This window comes from Polaribacter sp. ALD11, assembly GCF_002831685.1.
GTDB lineage: Bacteria > Bacteroidota > Bacteroidia > Flavobacteriales > Flavobacteriaceae > Polaribacter.
In genome coordinates this window covers 3353595-3368758 of the sequence record NZ_CP025119.1, presented here as the reverse complement: position 1 = coordinate 3368758, position 15164 = coordinate 3353595, and the positions used below count along the sequence as shown (strand labels likewise).

Here is a 15164-nt window from a genome sequence, read left to right as displayed (position 1 = left end):
AATAATTTTTTAACAAAAATCTCGCCTAATTTTTCTAACAATATCTTCTAAACCATTCAACTGAAGCTCGTAAACCAATTCCATTTGTTTCCCCAGTTTTCCGTTAGGGAAACCCTTGGTTTTATACCAGACAATATAATGCTCTGGTAAATCAATTAAATATTTACCTTTATATTTCCCGAAAGGCATTTTCATTTTTGCTAAATCAATAAGAAACTGTCTGTCTTCAATCATTATTCTTTTCCTTCAATATAATCTTGTAAATATGAAAAACGTTTGGTAAGCTTCCCGTTTTCTGTCATTTTAGCACGTTCTAGAACTCCATCTTTATCGTTGTTAAAAAAGGCAGGAATTACATTTTCTAAAAACATTTCGCCAAAACCTTCACTTGCATCTTTTGGTAATTCACAAGGTAAATTATCTACAGCCATAACAACAATAACATCTTTATCCTTATAACTCACTTCAGATTCGGTCTGTGGATTATACCCATATATTGGGTCTGCAATTGTAGATGCCCTTAGTGTTGAAGCAACAGGACCATCTACATCACAAGAAATATCTGCTACAAACTTGATGTTAAAATCTAGCGATTTCGCATTATCTCTGGTAAATAAATAGGGTGCTCCATTTCCGTAGAAATGACCAGCAATAAAGAAAGTAGTAACCTTTGCAAAACGCATAAAATCTGAGGTGTACATTTCAGGATTATTATAAAAATCAATATTATCAACGATTTTTCCGTCATTACGTTTGTTATAATCTAAAACATCAATTAAACAATATACCGGTTCATTAAAGTTTTTAGATAAATAATCTTCTACAGAAACTTTTTTAATACTCATAGCATCTAGCATCTCTTTAGCACCATAAGCTACTTTACCATTTCCAGTTAAAAGGATTTTAAAATTAGGTAAATCAATTTTATTCAATTCTTCTATTAATTCTTGCTGACTATCTAAAGTTTCTGCCTTTGGTAAATTAAACGATTCGTTTTTTAAACCAATTGACCTGAAACCATTATAGGCACCAACAATACCGGCATAACGACCGAAGCCAATTAAGCGAGCTCCGTTTTCTTGGATAATAGTTTCATGGTCATACAATTCTATATTCTTGTCTAGAACTGCATTTAATAACTTTCTATTATATGGCTGTTTTTTAATTGTATGACTAAAGAAAAAATACTTTTTATTTTTGATTAATGCTTCAATTGGTACTTCTTTCACACCAAATAATACGTCGCAATCAGACATGTCTTTTGTAATTTCTAATCCTGCATCTTTATATTGATCATCAGAAAAAACACGAATCTCTGAACTTTCTACAAGAACCTCTGCCTTTCTAAATTGATTTTTAAATTCTTGTAGTTTTTCTGGTGAAAAAACGACTCTTCTATCTGGTGGATTTTTACGCTCTTTTATAATGCCAAACTTCATGTTCTTCTATTTTTATATGACACTGAAACGAGTTCAACATCAATGGAATAATATTTGTTCGAAGATATTAGATTTTATAATGATAACCAACTGTATTTTTTATACTTTTGCAAACGGTATTTTTTTTTAAAGAAATATTTCTTTGACATTTTGGGGACGACTGGTTTTGACAGCAAGGTCAGTGAATTTGTAAGCATATCGAGTTATGAAATAACACTCGTTAAACCTAATTTCAACTTTTTAAACGGCGAAGATAACTACGCTTTAGCTGCATAATCCGAATTATAGTAGGATTGGCCTCGGCACACTAGGTGTGCAAGCTTTATGTCCACGAACAGCCCTGATTTACGGCGTTTCACTTTTGGATATCGTAAAAGTAAATATAGGAAACCTGGTGCTTTGACGGGTTTCTGAAACTAAAGAAGATAAGTTAAAGGTGGATTGTTCTTAATCAGCCTTTGATCGAAAATTAAGAAAGAACTAAATATGTAGAAAGCTTTTTGGCTGCTTGTTTGGACCCGAGTTCGATTCTCGGCGTCTCCACTTTAAAAAACCTCAACTAATTGTAAATAAATTAGTTGAGGTTTTATTTTAATTATTACTATTCCCTTTTTTTATAATTATTGATGAGAGTAAAAAAGGAATTTTTATATATTTAGCTTTACATTGATGGCATTTATAAATTTTGGTTTTAAGTATAGAACCTTTTGTAATTCTTTTCTTACAACCAGATTCACAAGAAGGGCATTTACTCATAAGTCTTATTTCGTTAGTTTAATTTATTAAAAAACTTCTCTTAATACCCCCTAGCATCTCTCTCAAATATAATTATATTTTTCTATAATTCATAATAAAATGACTCCTACTTTACAAAATAACATTCTAAAACATAGATTCTATATGACCTAAAAGCATATTGTTACTAATACATATCTTTTGATAAGCCAAAATTGTATTCGTTTCAATTTATTGTTTTTATATTGCACAAAAACTGATTAATTTGAAAAAAATTATAGTCACAGTTACAAATGATTTATCTACAGACCAAAGAGTAGCTAAGGTTTGCAATACTTTAATTAGTAATAATTTTGAAGTTTTATTACTAGGTAGAAAACTTAAAAACAGTAAAAATTTAAAACGAAATTACCAAACTAAAAGATTCCGTTTACTTTTTAATGCTGGTTTTCTTTTTTTTGCAGAATATAACTTTCGCCTTTTTTTCTATTTATTATTCACAAAAAAAGATATTCTATTATCTAATGACTTAGATACTTTATTACCAAATTATTTAGTTGGTAAGATTCAAAATAAAAAAATTGTTTTTGATAGTCATGAGCTTTTTCCGGAAATACCTGAACTTGTAAACAGACCTAAAGTTAAAAAAACTTGGCTTGCTTTAGAAAAATGGATGCTTCCAAGACTTCGAAATAACTATACTGTTTGCAATAGTATTGCTGGTTTTTATAAAAAAAAATACAATTGTTCTTTTGAAACGATCATGAATCTTCCAACTGAAAAAAAAGTTGAGCTTGGTGAATTTCCTTTTAAAATAAATGGTAAAAAAATTATTTTATATCAAGGAGCCATTAATGTAGGAAGAGGCTTAGAAAAGATAATAGAAACAATGAATTTTCTAGAAAATCATCTTTTGGTAATTATTGGCGAAGGAGACATCTATAAACTTCTAAAAGATAAAGTTTCCTCAGAAAACCTCAACAACAAAGTTGTTTTTTTAGGAAAAATCACTCCGAGTGAGTTACATAAATTAACACCACTTGCGCATTTAGGCATTAGCCTAGAAGAAGATTTAGGACTGAATTATAGATTTGCTTTGCCAAACAAAATATTCGACTATATACAGGCAGAAGTGCCTATTTTGGTTTCTAACTTACCAGAGATGAGTACAATTATTAAAAATTATAATGTAGGTGAAATTGTTAAAAACAGAGATGCAAAGAAACTTGCAAATCAAATTGAACAAATCTTAAAAAAAGATTTCTCTAAAGAATTAAAATTAGCCAAAGCAGAATTAATTTGGGAAAAACAAGAACAAAAATTACTTGCCATCTTCAATCATTTAAAATAATTACTTTTTGTACTGGTGTGGGTTTTTTCTAATCCCCTTTTTAAAAACTTTTCTTAAGCCAGAGCGTAATTTATTATCAACTTGAAGAATTATGTCTTTTACTTTTTCTGAAGATCTACCTCTAAAGGTTGTTACATGAAATTTATCTGACACTAATAAAGGTTCATTAGAAAAATAATAATTAGAAACACAACACCTTGTAGCATTTTTTTCCACTTTACTAACAGAATGCCAAGATTTTTGGTGAGTTGTCATTACAACCAATCTATTAAACTTACTTTGTATTGTTATTGGTTTGTTATCCAAACCATTTGGCCAAATTTCTAAATTGCCACCATTTTCAAACGCCCAATCGGGTGTTACGTAATATAGTAAGTTTAAAACACGCCACCTGTTCCTATCTTTGTCATGAGAATTGTCTAAATGTGGGTTTAGAAAATTATCTTTTTTCATTAGTGATAATCCTCCAGCGTATAAAAACTCATCACCATATATTTTTTCTAAATCACAAATTTCAGCAATGAATTGAATGATTTTTTCATCTTGAAACGCATAAATTACTTCTTCTAAAAGTGCATCATACCTATCCATTTGAAAAGCTGTAAATTTGAATTCTTTTAAACTTTTCCTTTTTACGGTTTCTTCTGTTGCAGGAAAATTAGCATGAATTTCTAAAGCTAATTTTTTAGGTAAAATATCATCAATATAAAAATAACCAATACTATTTTTAGTCTCTAAAAATTGTTTCTTTAGATTCTCTTTTTCTTTATACAGTTCCTGTAAAATTAATAAAGAGATTTCTTTTCTAGTCTTCCCCATACTTTTTCACCTCTTTTAAATAACATAAATAACTTAATTTAAATAAATCGTAAAAAACTAAATTAGAAGTCTTTACTGCCATTTTAATAAAAAAATTAACTTTATTTTTAAAAAAACCATCTAATTTTAAATCTTCTATTTTATGAAAATATTTTAAAAGTTTAATATCGTTTTCAGTAATTAATTTCTCATTTTCTAAAAAAAATAAATTCGTTAACCCTTGTTTTGTTTTGTTTATAAAAACAGTGTTATTCTCTATTTGTAAATGATAAACAGGGTTGTTAATATGTAAAATTTTGTAATCTTTATCTCGAATTGAATTTCCTAAAAGCACATCTTCATAGCCATAACCTTTTAAATCTTCATTGAATTTTATTTTATTAAAAACACTTTTTTTAAGTAAGATATTTGATGTAAATAAAAAACGATAAGGATTTTTATTTCTCAACACAACAGACAATTCTTCTCTATCTGTGCCAAATTTGACTCTTAAATTTTTTGATTCTTCTTTTTTATGAATCCTACCTCCAATAAAACCTACAAAATCTGTTTTTGAATGTATATAATCTACATATAATTGTATAAAATTATCGTTTTTAGGGAAACCATCAGCATCTAAAAAAAGCAACCAATCAAAAAAAGATTCTTTTATTAGAAGATTTCTAATAGCACTTCTACCAATATTTTTATCTAATGATCTAAAATGAGAATTCGATAATTTATTAATGCCATTATTCTCAATATTAAAGTCAGGTTTTGAACCATCATCTAAACAAATAATTTGAAATCTGATAGCAGCTTCAGTTAATTGATTGTGCAATTCTTGCACGAAAGGAAAGCAATTGTATTTATATGTAGGTATTAATACAGAAATCATTAAACAGTAGCTTGCTGCGCAACTTCAAACAACTCACCACCTTCACATTTTAATGTTTTTTGCTTGAACTTTACAATTAATTGATAATCATGCGTGGCCATTAAAATGGTTTTTCCACTTTTATGAATTTCATTTAAAAGCTCCATCACTTCCATAGATGTTTTTGGGTCTAAATTTCCTGTTGGTTCATCTGCCAAAATTAATTCTGGATCATTTAAAAGTGCTCTTGCAATAGCTACTCTTTGTTGTTCTCCTCCAGAAAGTTCAAACGTTTTTTTATAGTATTGAGATTTTAAACCAACCTTACCTAAAACTTCATGAATTTTATTTTTCATCAATTCTTTATCTTTCCAACCAGTTGCTTTTAGTACAAATTTTAAGTTATCGAAAACGTTTCTGTCGTTTAACAACTTAAAATCTTGAAAAACAATTCCAATTTTTCTTCTTAAAAACGGAATTTCCTTTTCTTTTAACTGTTTTAAATCGAAATCTACAATGCTTCCTGTTCCTTTTTGCAGACTTAAATCTCCATACAAAGTCTTCATTAAACTACTTTTACCGCTTCCTGTCTTTCCTATTAAATAATAGAAATCTCCTTTATTAATGGTTAAATTCACTTTAGAAAGAACTAAATTATCTCTTTGATAAATGTCTGCATTTTCTAATTGTAAAACAAGATTGCTCATAATATTAAGTAGTTTCTACAAACTTAAAAGTTTCTGATGATTTTTTTACTATGAATTGCTAACAATTCTTATTTTTGATTAAAATTGTGATATTATTTTGTTTCCCTATCAAACAAATTAAACAATTGTTCGTTATCCCTAAGAGAATAAAAATAATTCTATGAAATTTCTTTTTTTTAAAAAACTGATTCTTTCTTTATCTATTTATTTTGTTGCCATAAACTCTTTTTCGCAACAAACAATTGCAGATGCAACAGATTTAACTGCATACAATAATGGATTGAATTTGTACAATACAAAAGCCTATGCTGCTGCTCAAAAAACTTTTGAAAAAGTTAGTAAAGATGCTTCTATTGGTTCTAATCTAAAAGCAGATGCTTCTTATTATGAAGCAATGTGTGCTGTAAAACTAAATCAGCCAGATGCAGACAAAAAAGTACTTTCTTTTGTTGAAGAAAACCCTAATAGTAGTAAAAAAAATACTGCTTTTTTTACGGTAGCAAACTATTATTTTGCAAATAAAAAAGCGTCTTATGCTTTAAAATGGTTTCAAAAAGTAACTGTTGATGATCTTTCTATAGAAAACAAAAAAGAACTGAACTTTAAAATGGGTTATTGCTTTTTAGTAACCAAGAATTTAACTTTGGCAAAAGCACGCTTTCTGCCATTAATTAATGATCCTAAATATGGAAATGATTCTAGATATTATTTTGGTTTTATTTCGTACAAATTAGAAGATTACGATATTGCAGAATCTACTTTAAAAGAAATTGCAGATAACGAGTCTTACAGAGCAGAAATTTCTTATTATTTATTAGACATTAGTTTTAAAGCAGGTAAATTTAAACGGTCTATAAAAGTTGGTTTAGAGTTATTTCCAACAATGGATAGAAAATTAAAATCTGATGTTTCTAAAATTATTGGAGAGAGTTACTTCAACCTTAATCAATATAAAGAAGCGATACCTTACTTAAAAGGCTATAAAGGCATAAAAGGAAAATGGAACAACACAGATTTTTATCAGTTAGGTTATGCATATTATAAGCAAAATGATTTTGAAAATGCTGTAAATAACTTTAATAAAATTATTGATGAAAAGAATACCGTTTCTCAAAATGCATATTATCATTTAGGGGAATGTTATATGAAGTTAGACAAGAAGGCGGCGGCTTTAAATGCTTTTAAATCTGCTGCAGAAATGAGTTTTGATAGAAATATTAAAGAAGATGCTGCTTTAAATTATGCTAAATTAAGCTATGAAGAAGGAAATCCTTTTCAACCAGTTTCTGAAGTTTTGCAGAATTATTTAAAAACTTATCCAAAATCTAAAGCCTACAAAGAAATAAATAAATTGGTCGTTTCTTCATTCTTAAATCAGCAAGACTACGAGGGCGCCTTAAAGTTCTTATCAGAGAAAAAAAACGAAGAAAACATAGCATTAGGCTTAGAGGTTTCTTTCTATAGAGGTATTCAATTATTTAACGAAAATAAATATAAAGAAGCGCTACCTTATTTTACTCAAGGAAAAAAATCTAAGCTTATAGAAGTTAAACAAAAATCGCACTATTGGGAAGCTGAAACAATTTATAGATTAGAAGACTATAAAGATGCGCTGACAAAGTTTATTATTTTAAATAAGTTTTTAAAATCAAATAAAACAGCCAGTTTTGCGCTAGTTGATTATAATATTGGTTACAGTCACTTTAAACTAAAGGAATATGAAAAGGCTGGAGAGTCATTTTCAAGCTTCCTTCAAAATGATTCCATTTCAGATGCTTTAAAATATGATGCTTTAATTCGTTTAGGAGATAGTTATTTCGCTACAACTAATTACAAAAAAGCAATTATAGCCTATAAAAAAGTGACCGATAATTATGGTTTAGGAGCAGATTACGCAACATATCAAATAGCGATGAGTTATGGTTTTACAAATGAAAATGAAGAGAAAATAATTACACTAAAAAAAGTAATTAATAACTACCAAGTTTCTAACTTAAAAGATGACGCTTTATACCAACTTGGGAATACGTATTCCAAATTAAAAGATCATAAAAATGCACATATTGCCTATGACAGGCTGATTGAGAAACATCCTAAAAGTGTATTTATATCACGCTCTTTGTTAAGACAAGGTTTGTTGTATTTTAATGATAATGATAACATGCAATCTTTAATGAAGTACAAAGATGTGGCTGCTAAGTTCCCTAATTCTCCTGATGCATTAGAAGCGGTTGCAAACGCTAGAAATGTTTATATAGAAGAAGGAAACTTAGAAGACTATGTAGATTGGATTGGTACTTTAAAATTTGTAAATATTACCAATTCAGAATTAGACAACACTACTTTTGCTGTTGCAGAAAAAAAATATTTAGAGTCTAAAGTGGGTGAAGAAATAATTGCAAGTCTTCAAAAATATATTAGAGAGTTTCCCCAAGGAATACATAAAATAAAAGCAAACTATTATTTGGCAGATGTATTATTTAGAGTAAAAGAGTTTCAGAAATCAGTAATTTATTACGAGTTCATCATCAATGAAGCACAAACTGAATATACAGAAGAGTCTCTTAACAAGTTATCTCAAATTTACTTAGAACAAGGCAAGTTTGAGGAAGCACTCCCACTTCTAGACAGACTAGAACAAGTGGCATATATTTCAGAAAACATTCTTTTTGCTCAAAGTAATTTAATGAAAGGATATTATGAAACAGCAGCTTATGAACTTGCAATAGAGTATGCTAAAAAAATATTACAGAAAGATAAGACAGATACTACAATAGAAAATGATGCAAAAACAATTATTGCAAGGTCTTCTATTAAAAATGAAGATTTTATTACTGCTGAAGAATATTATACTGAAATAGAAAAAACAGCAAATGGTATATTAAAAGCAGAAGCTTTGTATTACAATGCATATTTTAAAAATCAACAAAAAGAATACGAAGCTTCTAATGAAATTGTTCAGAAATTAATTGCAAAATATGCTTCTTATAAATATTGGGCTGTTAAAAGTTATGTAATAATGGGTAAAAACTATTATGGCTTAGAAGATGTATACCAAGCTACTTTTGTCTTAGAAAATGTTATAAAAAACTTTAAAGAGTTTAAAGATATTATAAAAGATGCACAATTAGAGCTAGATAATATCAAAGAAACAGAAGCTAAAACAAACAATTCAGTAACTCCAGAAAAACAGCACTAATGAAAAAAGGCTTTCTTATATACACTATTTTAATCGGTATCTTTTCTGCTAATGCGCAAGAAAAGAAGAAAGATACTATTGTAAAAACAGAGATTGTAAATGTGGTTACAAAATACAACCCCAAAATTGCAGATGCTAAAAAAATAAAAAGTAATCCTACAATTCAATTGCTTAAAAAGAGCGACAAGAAAAAATTAGAATATACTATTTCCTCCGCACCTGTTGCTTCCACATTTATTCCTAAAACAGGTATTGTAAAAGGGATTAATGTTGGTGTAAAAGAAAGAGTTTATAATAACTACTTGGCCGCTGGATTTGGCAATTATGCAAGTCCATATGCAGAGTTATTCATCTATAAAAATACTCGGTTCGATAATGAATTTGGTTTGCATGCAAAATATAGTGCATCCGAAGAAAATGTTAGTAGTTCTGTTCTAAACAGTAATTTTTTAAATTTTAATGCTGCTACTTTTTTTAAACAAGAAGAGCGTTATTTTGATTGGAAAGTGAGTTTAGAGTCAGAAAGAAAGAACTACAATTGGTATGGTTTACCTCAAGACCGAGTTTTTACAGATGCAGTTGTAAATGCTATTGATGAAGAACAAAATTATAACTTTTTTAAATTAACGGGAGATTTTAAATTTCATGACTCTTATATAGAGTACGGTAGGGTTTCTGCTTCTTATTTTACAGATAAATTTGAAAGTTCTGAAATAGTTGCTAATCTCGATGCCAATTTAATTTTCCCTTTAGATTTTTTAAGTAATAATTTAAATGAAATTTCAATAAAAACAGGAATAGAACTCTTAAAAGGTTCTTTTAAAAACAGTTACAATAACACTGGCGCAATCGATTACAATCAAATTACCGCAAAATTAATTCCAGAATACAAACTTGAATATGCAGGCTTTTCAATGAAAGCAAGTTTAAGAACCTTTATTTCCCTAGATCCAGAGAATGATATTACTAATTTCTTCATGTTTCCAGATTTATTTTTACAAACGACTATTTTCAAGAAATACATAAATGGGTATGGTGGTTTTACAGGTAACTTAGAAACGAACACTTATAAAAAATTCACAGAAGAAAACCCGTATGTTTCACCAACTTTATTTATTACACAAACAGCAGAATCGTCAAACTTTTTTATTGGTTTCAAAGGAAATATTACAAGAGACATTAGTTACAATGTAAAAGTTAGTGTAAAAAAGGAAGAAGACAAGCCATTATTTTTAAGAAATAATTCTAAAACTGATGGAACTACAACTATTCCTAATGGCAAACCTTTAAAAGGGTACGAATACGGAAATTCTTATCGAATTTATTATGATGATGTAAACTCAACTTCATTTTTTACAGAAGTCGAATATATTTTCGATAGATATCTTACCTTTTCTACACAGATTCAATATGATAATTATACAACTACAAATGCTTTAGAAAGCTGGAATTTGCCAAGTTTACAGGGTGCCGTTATAGCAAAATACAAGGCAGATAAATGGTATGCGACTGCAAATATTTTTTATGTAGATGAACGTAAAGATGCTTTGTACAATGCAGAATTCCCTTCAAGTTTAAAAGCTATTCAAACTTTAAATTCATTTATCGATGTAAACCTAAACGGTGGTTATCATTTTAATGATAAATTTTCTGCTTTTCTAAGATTAAATAACATATTGAATACAGATTACCAACGTTTTGCAAATTTTGATACGCAAGGTTTTCAAGTTTTAGGAGGAATTACGTATAAGTTTGATTTTTAATTTTTTTATAACCTATCAAACATTTTTAATTCTCAATAAAAATAGCTTTTAAAATATCCTTTTAATTATATTTACAAATGCTTTATTATTACTTCATTATTGGCCTACAAGCCTATTGCATTTATCACGCATATAAAAACAAAAATAATTATTATTGGTTTTTCATCATCCTTTTCATTCCCCTACTTGGTTGTCTTGTTTACTTAATTACACAGGTTATCAATAAAAGAGATGTAAGTACTATTAGCAACGAAATTACAAATATTGTAAACCCGACTAAGAAGATTAAAGATTTACAAAAGGAATTGGCGTTTTCTAACACTTTTCAGAATAAAATTAATCTTGCAGATGCGTATTTACAAAACAAAGACTTTGAAAATGCAATTCTAAATTATGAAAAAGCATTACAAGGTAATTTTAAAGATGAACCCTACACATTAAACAAACTGATTACCTGTTATTTTGAAATTAAAAACTTCGACAAAGTTATTTCCTATTCAGAAAAAATAAATTTAGAAAGAGATTTTAAAGATACTTTCTATTTTTATGGATTGGCTTTAGAACAAAAGGGATTTGTAGAAAAAGCTGAAAATCAATTAATAAAAATTGATAAAAGATATTCTAACTATGAACAAAGAATAGAGTTCTCTAATTTCTATATTCGGAATAATAAGGAAGAAAAAGCAAAAGAAATCTTGCTAGAAATTATTGATGAGTTAAAATCGATGTCGAAAGAAAATTTCAGAAAACATAGCCTTTTATATACAGACGCTCAGAAAAAATTAAATGAAATATAAATAATATTCTTTCTCGTTTCCTTTTTGTAGTTTTATAGCAAACTAAATACCTTATTCATGAATACATTAATCCTTCTCTTTTCTTATAATACTAAAACAGATAAAAAACAGTAAAAGCCTCCCTTCCGAAGTAAAAATAAATACAACACATTCTAAGACTTTTGTTTTAATTTTATTAAATCGTAACTTCATGGAAACTACCTCACTTGTTTTAAGAATTATATTCGGAGTCCTTTTCTGTTTTGCAGGAATTATGCACGTTATAAGACCAAATATTTTCAAGCATTTTATCCCAGAATTTCTTCCAAAACTTGCAATCAATTATATTTTTGGATTCATCGAATTCTTTTTAGGTTTGGGTTTATTTTTCTCTGGAACCGTAAAAGATGCAGCTACAGGAATTTTTATACTAATGGTTATTTTTCTCCCTATTCATATCTGGGATGCAACTAAAATTAGACCCGCAATTGGTTCTAAAAAAATTGCTTTTCTTAGAATTCCTTTACAATTCCTACTAATGTATTGCGCTTATATTATGTACAAAAATTCATAAATTAAAGAATCAAAAAAAAATGAAGAAAATACTTTTAACCTTAGTTACACTCCTTTCACTTTTTTCTTGCAATAAAGAAAAAGTAGACTTAATAATTATCAATTCAAATACATATACCGTTAACAGTGGTTTTGAAAAAGTAGAAGCTTTTGCAGTAAAAGATGGTATTTTTGTAGCTGTTGGTAAAAATGCAGAAATTGAAGGTAAATACGAGTCTGATGTAATTGTAGACGCAAAAAAACAAGCGATTCTTCCTGGCTTAATTGATGCTCATTGTCATTTTTATGGAATGGGAATGCAACAACAAAAGGTAGATTTAAATGGTACTAATAGTTATGATGAAGTTTTAGAGAGACTTGTCGCTTTTCAAAAAGAAAAGAATGCAACTTTTATTACAGGTCGTGGTTGGGATCAAAATGATTGGGAAGTAAAAGAATTTCCTACTAAAGAAAAGTTAGATGCTTTATTTCCTACAATTCCTGTGGCTGTAAGAAGAGTTGATGGGCATGCGTATTTAGTAAATCAGGCAGCAATTGATTTAGCAGAAATAACCAAAGAAACAAAGGTTTCTGGTGGAGAAATCATTTTGAAGGATGGAGAAATGACAGGTGTTTTAATTGATGCTGCTATGGATTTTATTAAGATTCCTAATGCAACGAAGCAAGAAGCTATTCAAGGTTTATTAGACGCTCAAAAAACAGCTTTTTCTTACGGATTAACAACTGTTGATGATGCTGGTTTAGAGCAATCTACCATCGAGTTAATTGATAGCTTGCAGCAAGTAAAAGCTTTAAAAATGAGAGTATATGCAATGGTTTCAGCAACACAAAAAAACCTAGATTATTATATAAACAAAGGAATTATTAAAACCGATAGATTAAATGTACGTTCTTTTAAAGTTTATGGAGACGGTGCTTTGGGGTCTAGAGGAGCTGCAATGCGTACCTCATATTCAGATAGAGAAAATCATTTTGGTGCTTTAATTTATGCTCCGGAGAGGTATCAAGAAATAGCAAAACAAATTGCCGCTTCAGAATACCAAATGAATACGCATGCAATTGGAGATTCTGCGAATACTTGGATGCTAAAAACATATAAAGATGTTTTAGCAAATGCTAAAAATAGACGTTGGAGAATTGAACATGCACAAATAATTTTCGAAGAAGATTTTGATCTTTTTGATAATATTCTACCTTCTGTTCAACCAACACACGCAACTTCAGATATGTATTGGGCAGCAGAAAGAATTGGAAAAAAAAGAATGAAGGGTGCTTATGCTTTTAAAGATTTATTAAATAAGTACGGTAAAATTGCTTTAGGAACAGATTTTCCTGTAGAGCAAGTAAATCCTTTTTTAACATTTTATGCAGCAACTATTAGAAAAGATGTTGATAATTTTCCTGAAGGTGGATTTCAAATGGAAAATGCATTAACAAGAGAAGAAACCTTAAAAGGAATGACTATTTGGGCGGCATATTCAAACTTTGAAGAAAATGAAAAAGGTTCTATTGAAGTTGGGAAGTTTGCAGATTTTGTGATTTTAAATCAGGATATTATGAGTGTTGAAGGAAATAAAATTCACCTAATAAAAGCTGTCTCTACTTATTTAAATGGTGAAAAGGTTTATTAAACTAATACGAGTATATTTGCCCAATAATTTAAAACCCTATAAATGAAATCATACTTATTATCATTTTTCTTATTAATATTTTTTACCTCTTGCTCTAGTGACAATTCAAATTTCACTCCTCAAACTGAAGCTGATATTATTAAATACATAGAAGAAAATAACCTTAATGCGAACAGAAGTGACTCTGGTTTATATTATGTAATTGAGAATGAAGGTGAAGGAAAAAGACCTACTAGTAGCTCTAATGTAACGGTAGCCTACAAAGGATATTTTTTAGACGGAAACGTTTTTGATAAAAGCGATGCTAATGGAATCTCTTTTGGACTGAATCAAGTTATTAAAGGTTGGACAGAAGGAATCACTTATTTTAAAGAAGGCGGAAAAGGTATTTTATTAGTTCCGTCTAATTTAGGCTATGGCGCAAACGGACGTAGTTCTATTCCTGGAGGTGCCGTTTTAGTTTTTGATATTAAACTAATTAGTGTTAACTAAATAATTTTAAAACGTATAAAAAAAGCGAAACTTAATAAGTTTCGCTTTTTTTATTATGAAATTATTGGTTTGATAAAAGCATCTATTTTATCAATTCCATTTAGACCTAAATCCTTTATAAAAGCAGAACCTATAATTGTTCCGTTTGCATACTTACAAGCAGTATTAAATGTTTGCTTATCAGAAATACCAAAACCAATTATTAATTTACTTTGTAAATTCATTCCTTTAATTCTCTCGAAATAAGAAATTTGATTATTAGAAATATCTCCTTTAGCACCAGTTATAGAAGCAGAAGCAACAACATAAATAAATGCTTTAGAATAGGAGTCTATCTTTCTAATTCTTTCTTCTGAAGTATGAGGTGTTATTAAAAATACATTTGTAATTCCGTATTTATCAAATAAATCCTTGTAATGGTTTTCAAATTCAACCATTGGTAAATCTGGAAGAATAAGTGTGTCTATACCACAATCAACTACTTTTTGACAAAACTTATCTTCACCGTATTTAAGCATCTGATTTAGATATCCCATTAAAACTAAAGGTGTTTTATTAGTTTCTTTAATGGTTAATAATTGCTCAAAAATAACATCTAAATTAATTCCGTTTTCTAATGCTTTTTGGCTACTATCTTGTATTGTTGGGCCATCTGCTAAAGGATCTGAATATGGTAAACCAACCTCAATAAAGTCTACACCACTTTTTTCTAATGCTGCTATAACTTTTGTAGTATCCTCTAATTTTGGATAACCACAAGTAAAATAAATAGACAACAAGTTTTTATCTTTTTTCTGAAATACTTCTTGAATTGAATTCATGT

13 protein-coding genes and 1 other RNA gene are annotated in these 15164 nt (G+C 28.7%); 8 read left to right on the top strand and 6 right to left on the bottom strand.

The window, feature by feature from the left end; all coding sequences use genetic code 11:
• Positions 1-9 precede the first annotated feature (9 nt).
• Together CW731_RS14575 and CW731_RS14570 are read right to left on the bottom strand one after the other, a co-directional pair.
• Positions 10-234 (bottom strand): DUF3820 family protein, encoded by a 225-nt coding sequence (locus CW731_RS14575; RefSeq protein WP_100947413.1) that lies wholly within the window; start codon positions 232-234, stop codon positions 10-12.
• Complete coding sequence (locus CW731_RS14570; protein ID WP_100947412.1) at positions 234-1439, bottom strand: NAD(P)-dependent oxidoreductase; 1206 nt, start codon at positions 1437-1439, stop codon at positions 234-236. Before CW731_RS14570 ends, CW731_RS14575 begins: the two co-directional genes overlap by 1 nt.
• 152 nt (positions 1440-1591) lie before the next feature.
• Here CW731_RS14570 and ssrA point away from each other — a divergent pair.
• Positions 1592-1985: a transfer-messenger RNA gene (gene ssrA, locus CW731_RS14565) on the top strand.
• 454 nt (positions 1986-2439) lie between these two features.
• Positions 2440-3525 carry a glycosyltransferase gene (locus CW731_RS14560; RefSeq protein WP_100947411.1) on the top strand — a complete coding sequence of 362 codons (1086 nt, stop codon included), beginning with the start codon at positions 2440-2442 and terminating at the stop codon, positions 3523-3525.
• Here the strand turns inward: CW731_RS14560 and CW731_RS14555 are convergent, their stop codons facing one another.
• The 3 genes from CW731_RS14555 to CW731_RS14545 are packed head-to-tail and all read right to left on the bottom strand — an operon-like array spanning position 3526 to position 5907.
• Positions 3526-4344, bottom strand: coding sequence for a 2OG-Fe(II) oxygenase (locus CW731_RS14555; RefSeq protein ID WP_100947410.1), 819 nt, complete (start codon positions 4342-4344; stop codon positions 3526-3528). It lies immediately after the preceding gene.
• Positions 4331-5221, bottom strand: coding sequence for a glycosyltransferase (locus tag CW731_RS14550; RefSeq protein ID WP_100947409.1), 891 nt, complete (start codon positions 5219-5221; stop codon positions 4331-4333). The genes CW731_RS14555 and CW731_RS14550 overlap by 14 nt, the downstream gene beginning before the upstream one ends.
• Positions 5221-5907 (bottom strand): cell division ATP-binding protein FtsE, encoded by a 687-nt coding sequence (locus CW731_RS14545; RefSeq protein WP_100947408.1) that lies wholly within the window; start codon positions 5905-5907, stop codon positions 5221-5223. Before CW731_RS14545 ends, CW731_RS14550 begins: the two co-directional genes overlap by 1 nt.
• 160 nt (positions 5908-6067) lie before the next feature.
• On the opposite strand from CW731_RS14545, the gene CW731_RS14540 reads away from it, so the two are divergent.
• The 6 genes from CW731_RS14540 to CW731_RS14515 all read left to right on the top strand — a co-directional run bounded on the left by CW731_RS14540 (position 6068) and on the right by CW731_RS14515 (position 14341).
• Entirely contained in the window at positions 6068-9106 is a 3039-nt protein-coding gene (locus CW731_RS14540) for a tetratricopeptide repeat protein (protein ID WP_198519829.1), read from the top strand.
• Positions 9106-10869: a TonB-dependent receptor gene (locus tag CW731_RS14535; protein WP_198519828.1), complete on the top strand. Its 1764-nt coding sequence runs from the start codon at positions 9106-9108 to the stop codon at positions 10867-10869. The genes CW731_RS14540 and CW731_RS14535 overlap by 1 nt, the downstream gene beginning before the upstream one ends.
• A gap of 77 nt (positions 10870-10946) precedes the next feature.
• Entirely contained in the window at positions 10947-11666 is a 720-nt protein-coding gene (locus tag CW731_RS14530) for a hypothetical protein (RefSeq protein ID WP_157812237.1), read from the top strand.
• 190 nt (positions 11667-11856) lie between these two features.
• Complete coding sequence (locus CW731_RS14525; RefSeq protein WP_100947406.1) at positions 11857-12219, top strand: MauE/DoxX family redox-associated membrane protein; 363 nt, start codon at positions 11857-11859, stop codon at positions 12217-12219.
• 19 nt (positions 12220-12238) lie between these two features.
• Positions 12239-13849, top strand: a complete 1611-nt coding sequence (locus CW731_RS14520) for an amidohydrolase (protein WP_100947405.1) — start codon at positions 12239-12241, stop codon at positions 13847-13849.
• Positions 13850-13891: 42 nt separating this feature from the next.
• Positions 13892-14341: an FKBP-type peptidyl-prolyl cis-trans isomerase gene (locus tag CW731_RS14515; RefSeq protein ID WP_100947404.1), complete on the top strand. Its 450-nt coding sequence runs from the start codon at positions 13892-13894 to the stop codon at positions 14339-14341.
• A 53-nt stretch (positions 14342-14394) separates the two neighbouring features.
• On the opposite strand, the gene trpA is transcribed toward CW731_RS14515, so the two are convergent.
• Positions 14395-15162, bottom strand: coding sequence for a tryptophan synthase subunit alpha (gene trpA / locus CW731_RS14510; RefSeq protein ID WP_100947403.1), 768 nt, complete (start codon positions 15160-15162; stop codon positions 14395-14397).
• Between the last annotated feature and the right edge of the window lie 2 nt (positions 15163-15164).

Excerpts from the sequence above, each read along its gene's own strand:
- CW731_RS14555 (WP_100947410.1), bottom strand. The coding sequence starts at position 4,344 with ATGGGGAAGACTAGAAAAGAAATCTCTTTATTAATTTTACAGGAACTG.
- CW731_RS14570 (WP_100947412.1), bottom strand. The coding sequence starts at position 1,439 with ATGAAGTTTGGCATTATAAAAGAGCGTAAAAATCCACCAGATAGAAGA.
- CW731_RS14540 (WP_198519829.1), top strand. The coding sequence starts at position 6,068 with ATGAAATTTCTTTTTTTTAAAAAACTGATTCTTTCTTTATCTATTTAT.
- CW731_RS14515 (WP_100947404.1), top strand. The coding sequence starts at position 13,892 with ATGAAATCATACTTATTATCATTTTTCTTATTAATATTTTTTACCTCT.
- CW731_RS14550 (WP_100947409.1), bottom strand. The coding sequence starts at position 5,221 with ATGATTTCTGTATTAATACCTACATATAAATACAATTGCTTTCCTTTC.
- CW731_RS14520 (WP_100947405.1), top strand. The coding sequence starts at position 12,239 with ATGAAGAAAATACTTTTAACCTTAGTTACACTCCTTTCACTTTTTTCT.
- CW731_RS14530 (WP_157812237.1), top strand. The coding sequence starts at position 10,947 with ATGCTTTATTATTACTTCATTATTGGCCTACAAGCCTATTGCATTTAT.
- CW731_RS14575 (WP_100947413.1), bottom strand. The coding sequence starts at position 234 with ATGATTGAAGACAGACAGTTTCTTATTGATTTAGCAAAAATGAAAATG.
- CW731_RS14525 (WP_100947406.1), top strand. The coding sequence starts at position 11,857 with ATGGAAACTACCTCACTTGTTTTAAGAATTATATTCGGAGTCCTTTTC.
- CW731_RS14535 (WP_198519828.1), top strand. The coding sequence starts at position 9,106 with ATGAAAAAAGGCTTTCTTATATACACTATTTTAATCGGTATCTTTTCT.
- trpA (WP_100947403.1), bottom strand. The coding sequence starts at position 15,162 with ATGAATTCAATTCAAGAAGTATTTCAGAAAAAAGATAAAAACTTGTTG.
- CW731_RS14545 (WP_100947408.1), bottom strand. The coding sequence starts at position 5,907 with ATGAGCAATCTTGTTTTACAATTAGAAAATGCAGACATTTATCAAAGA.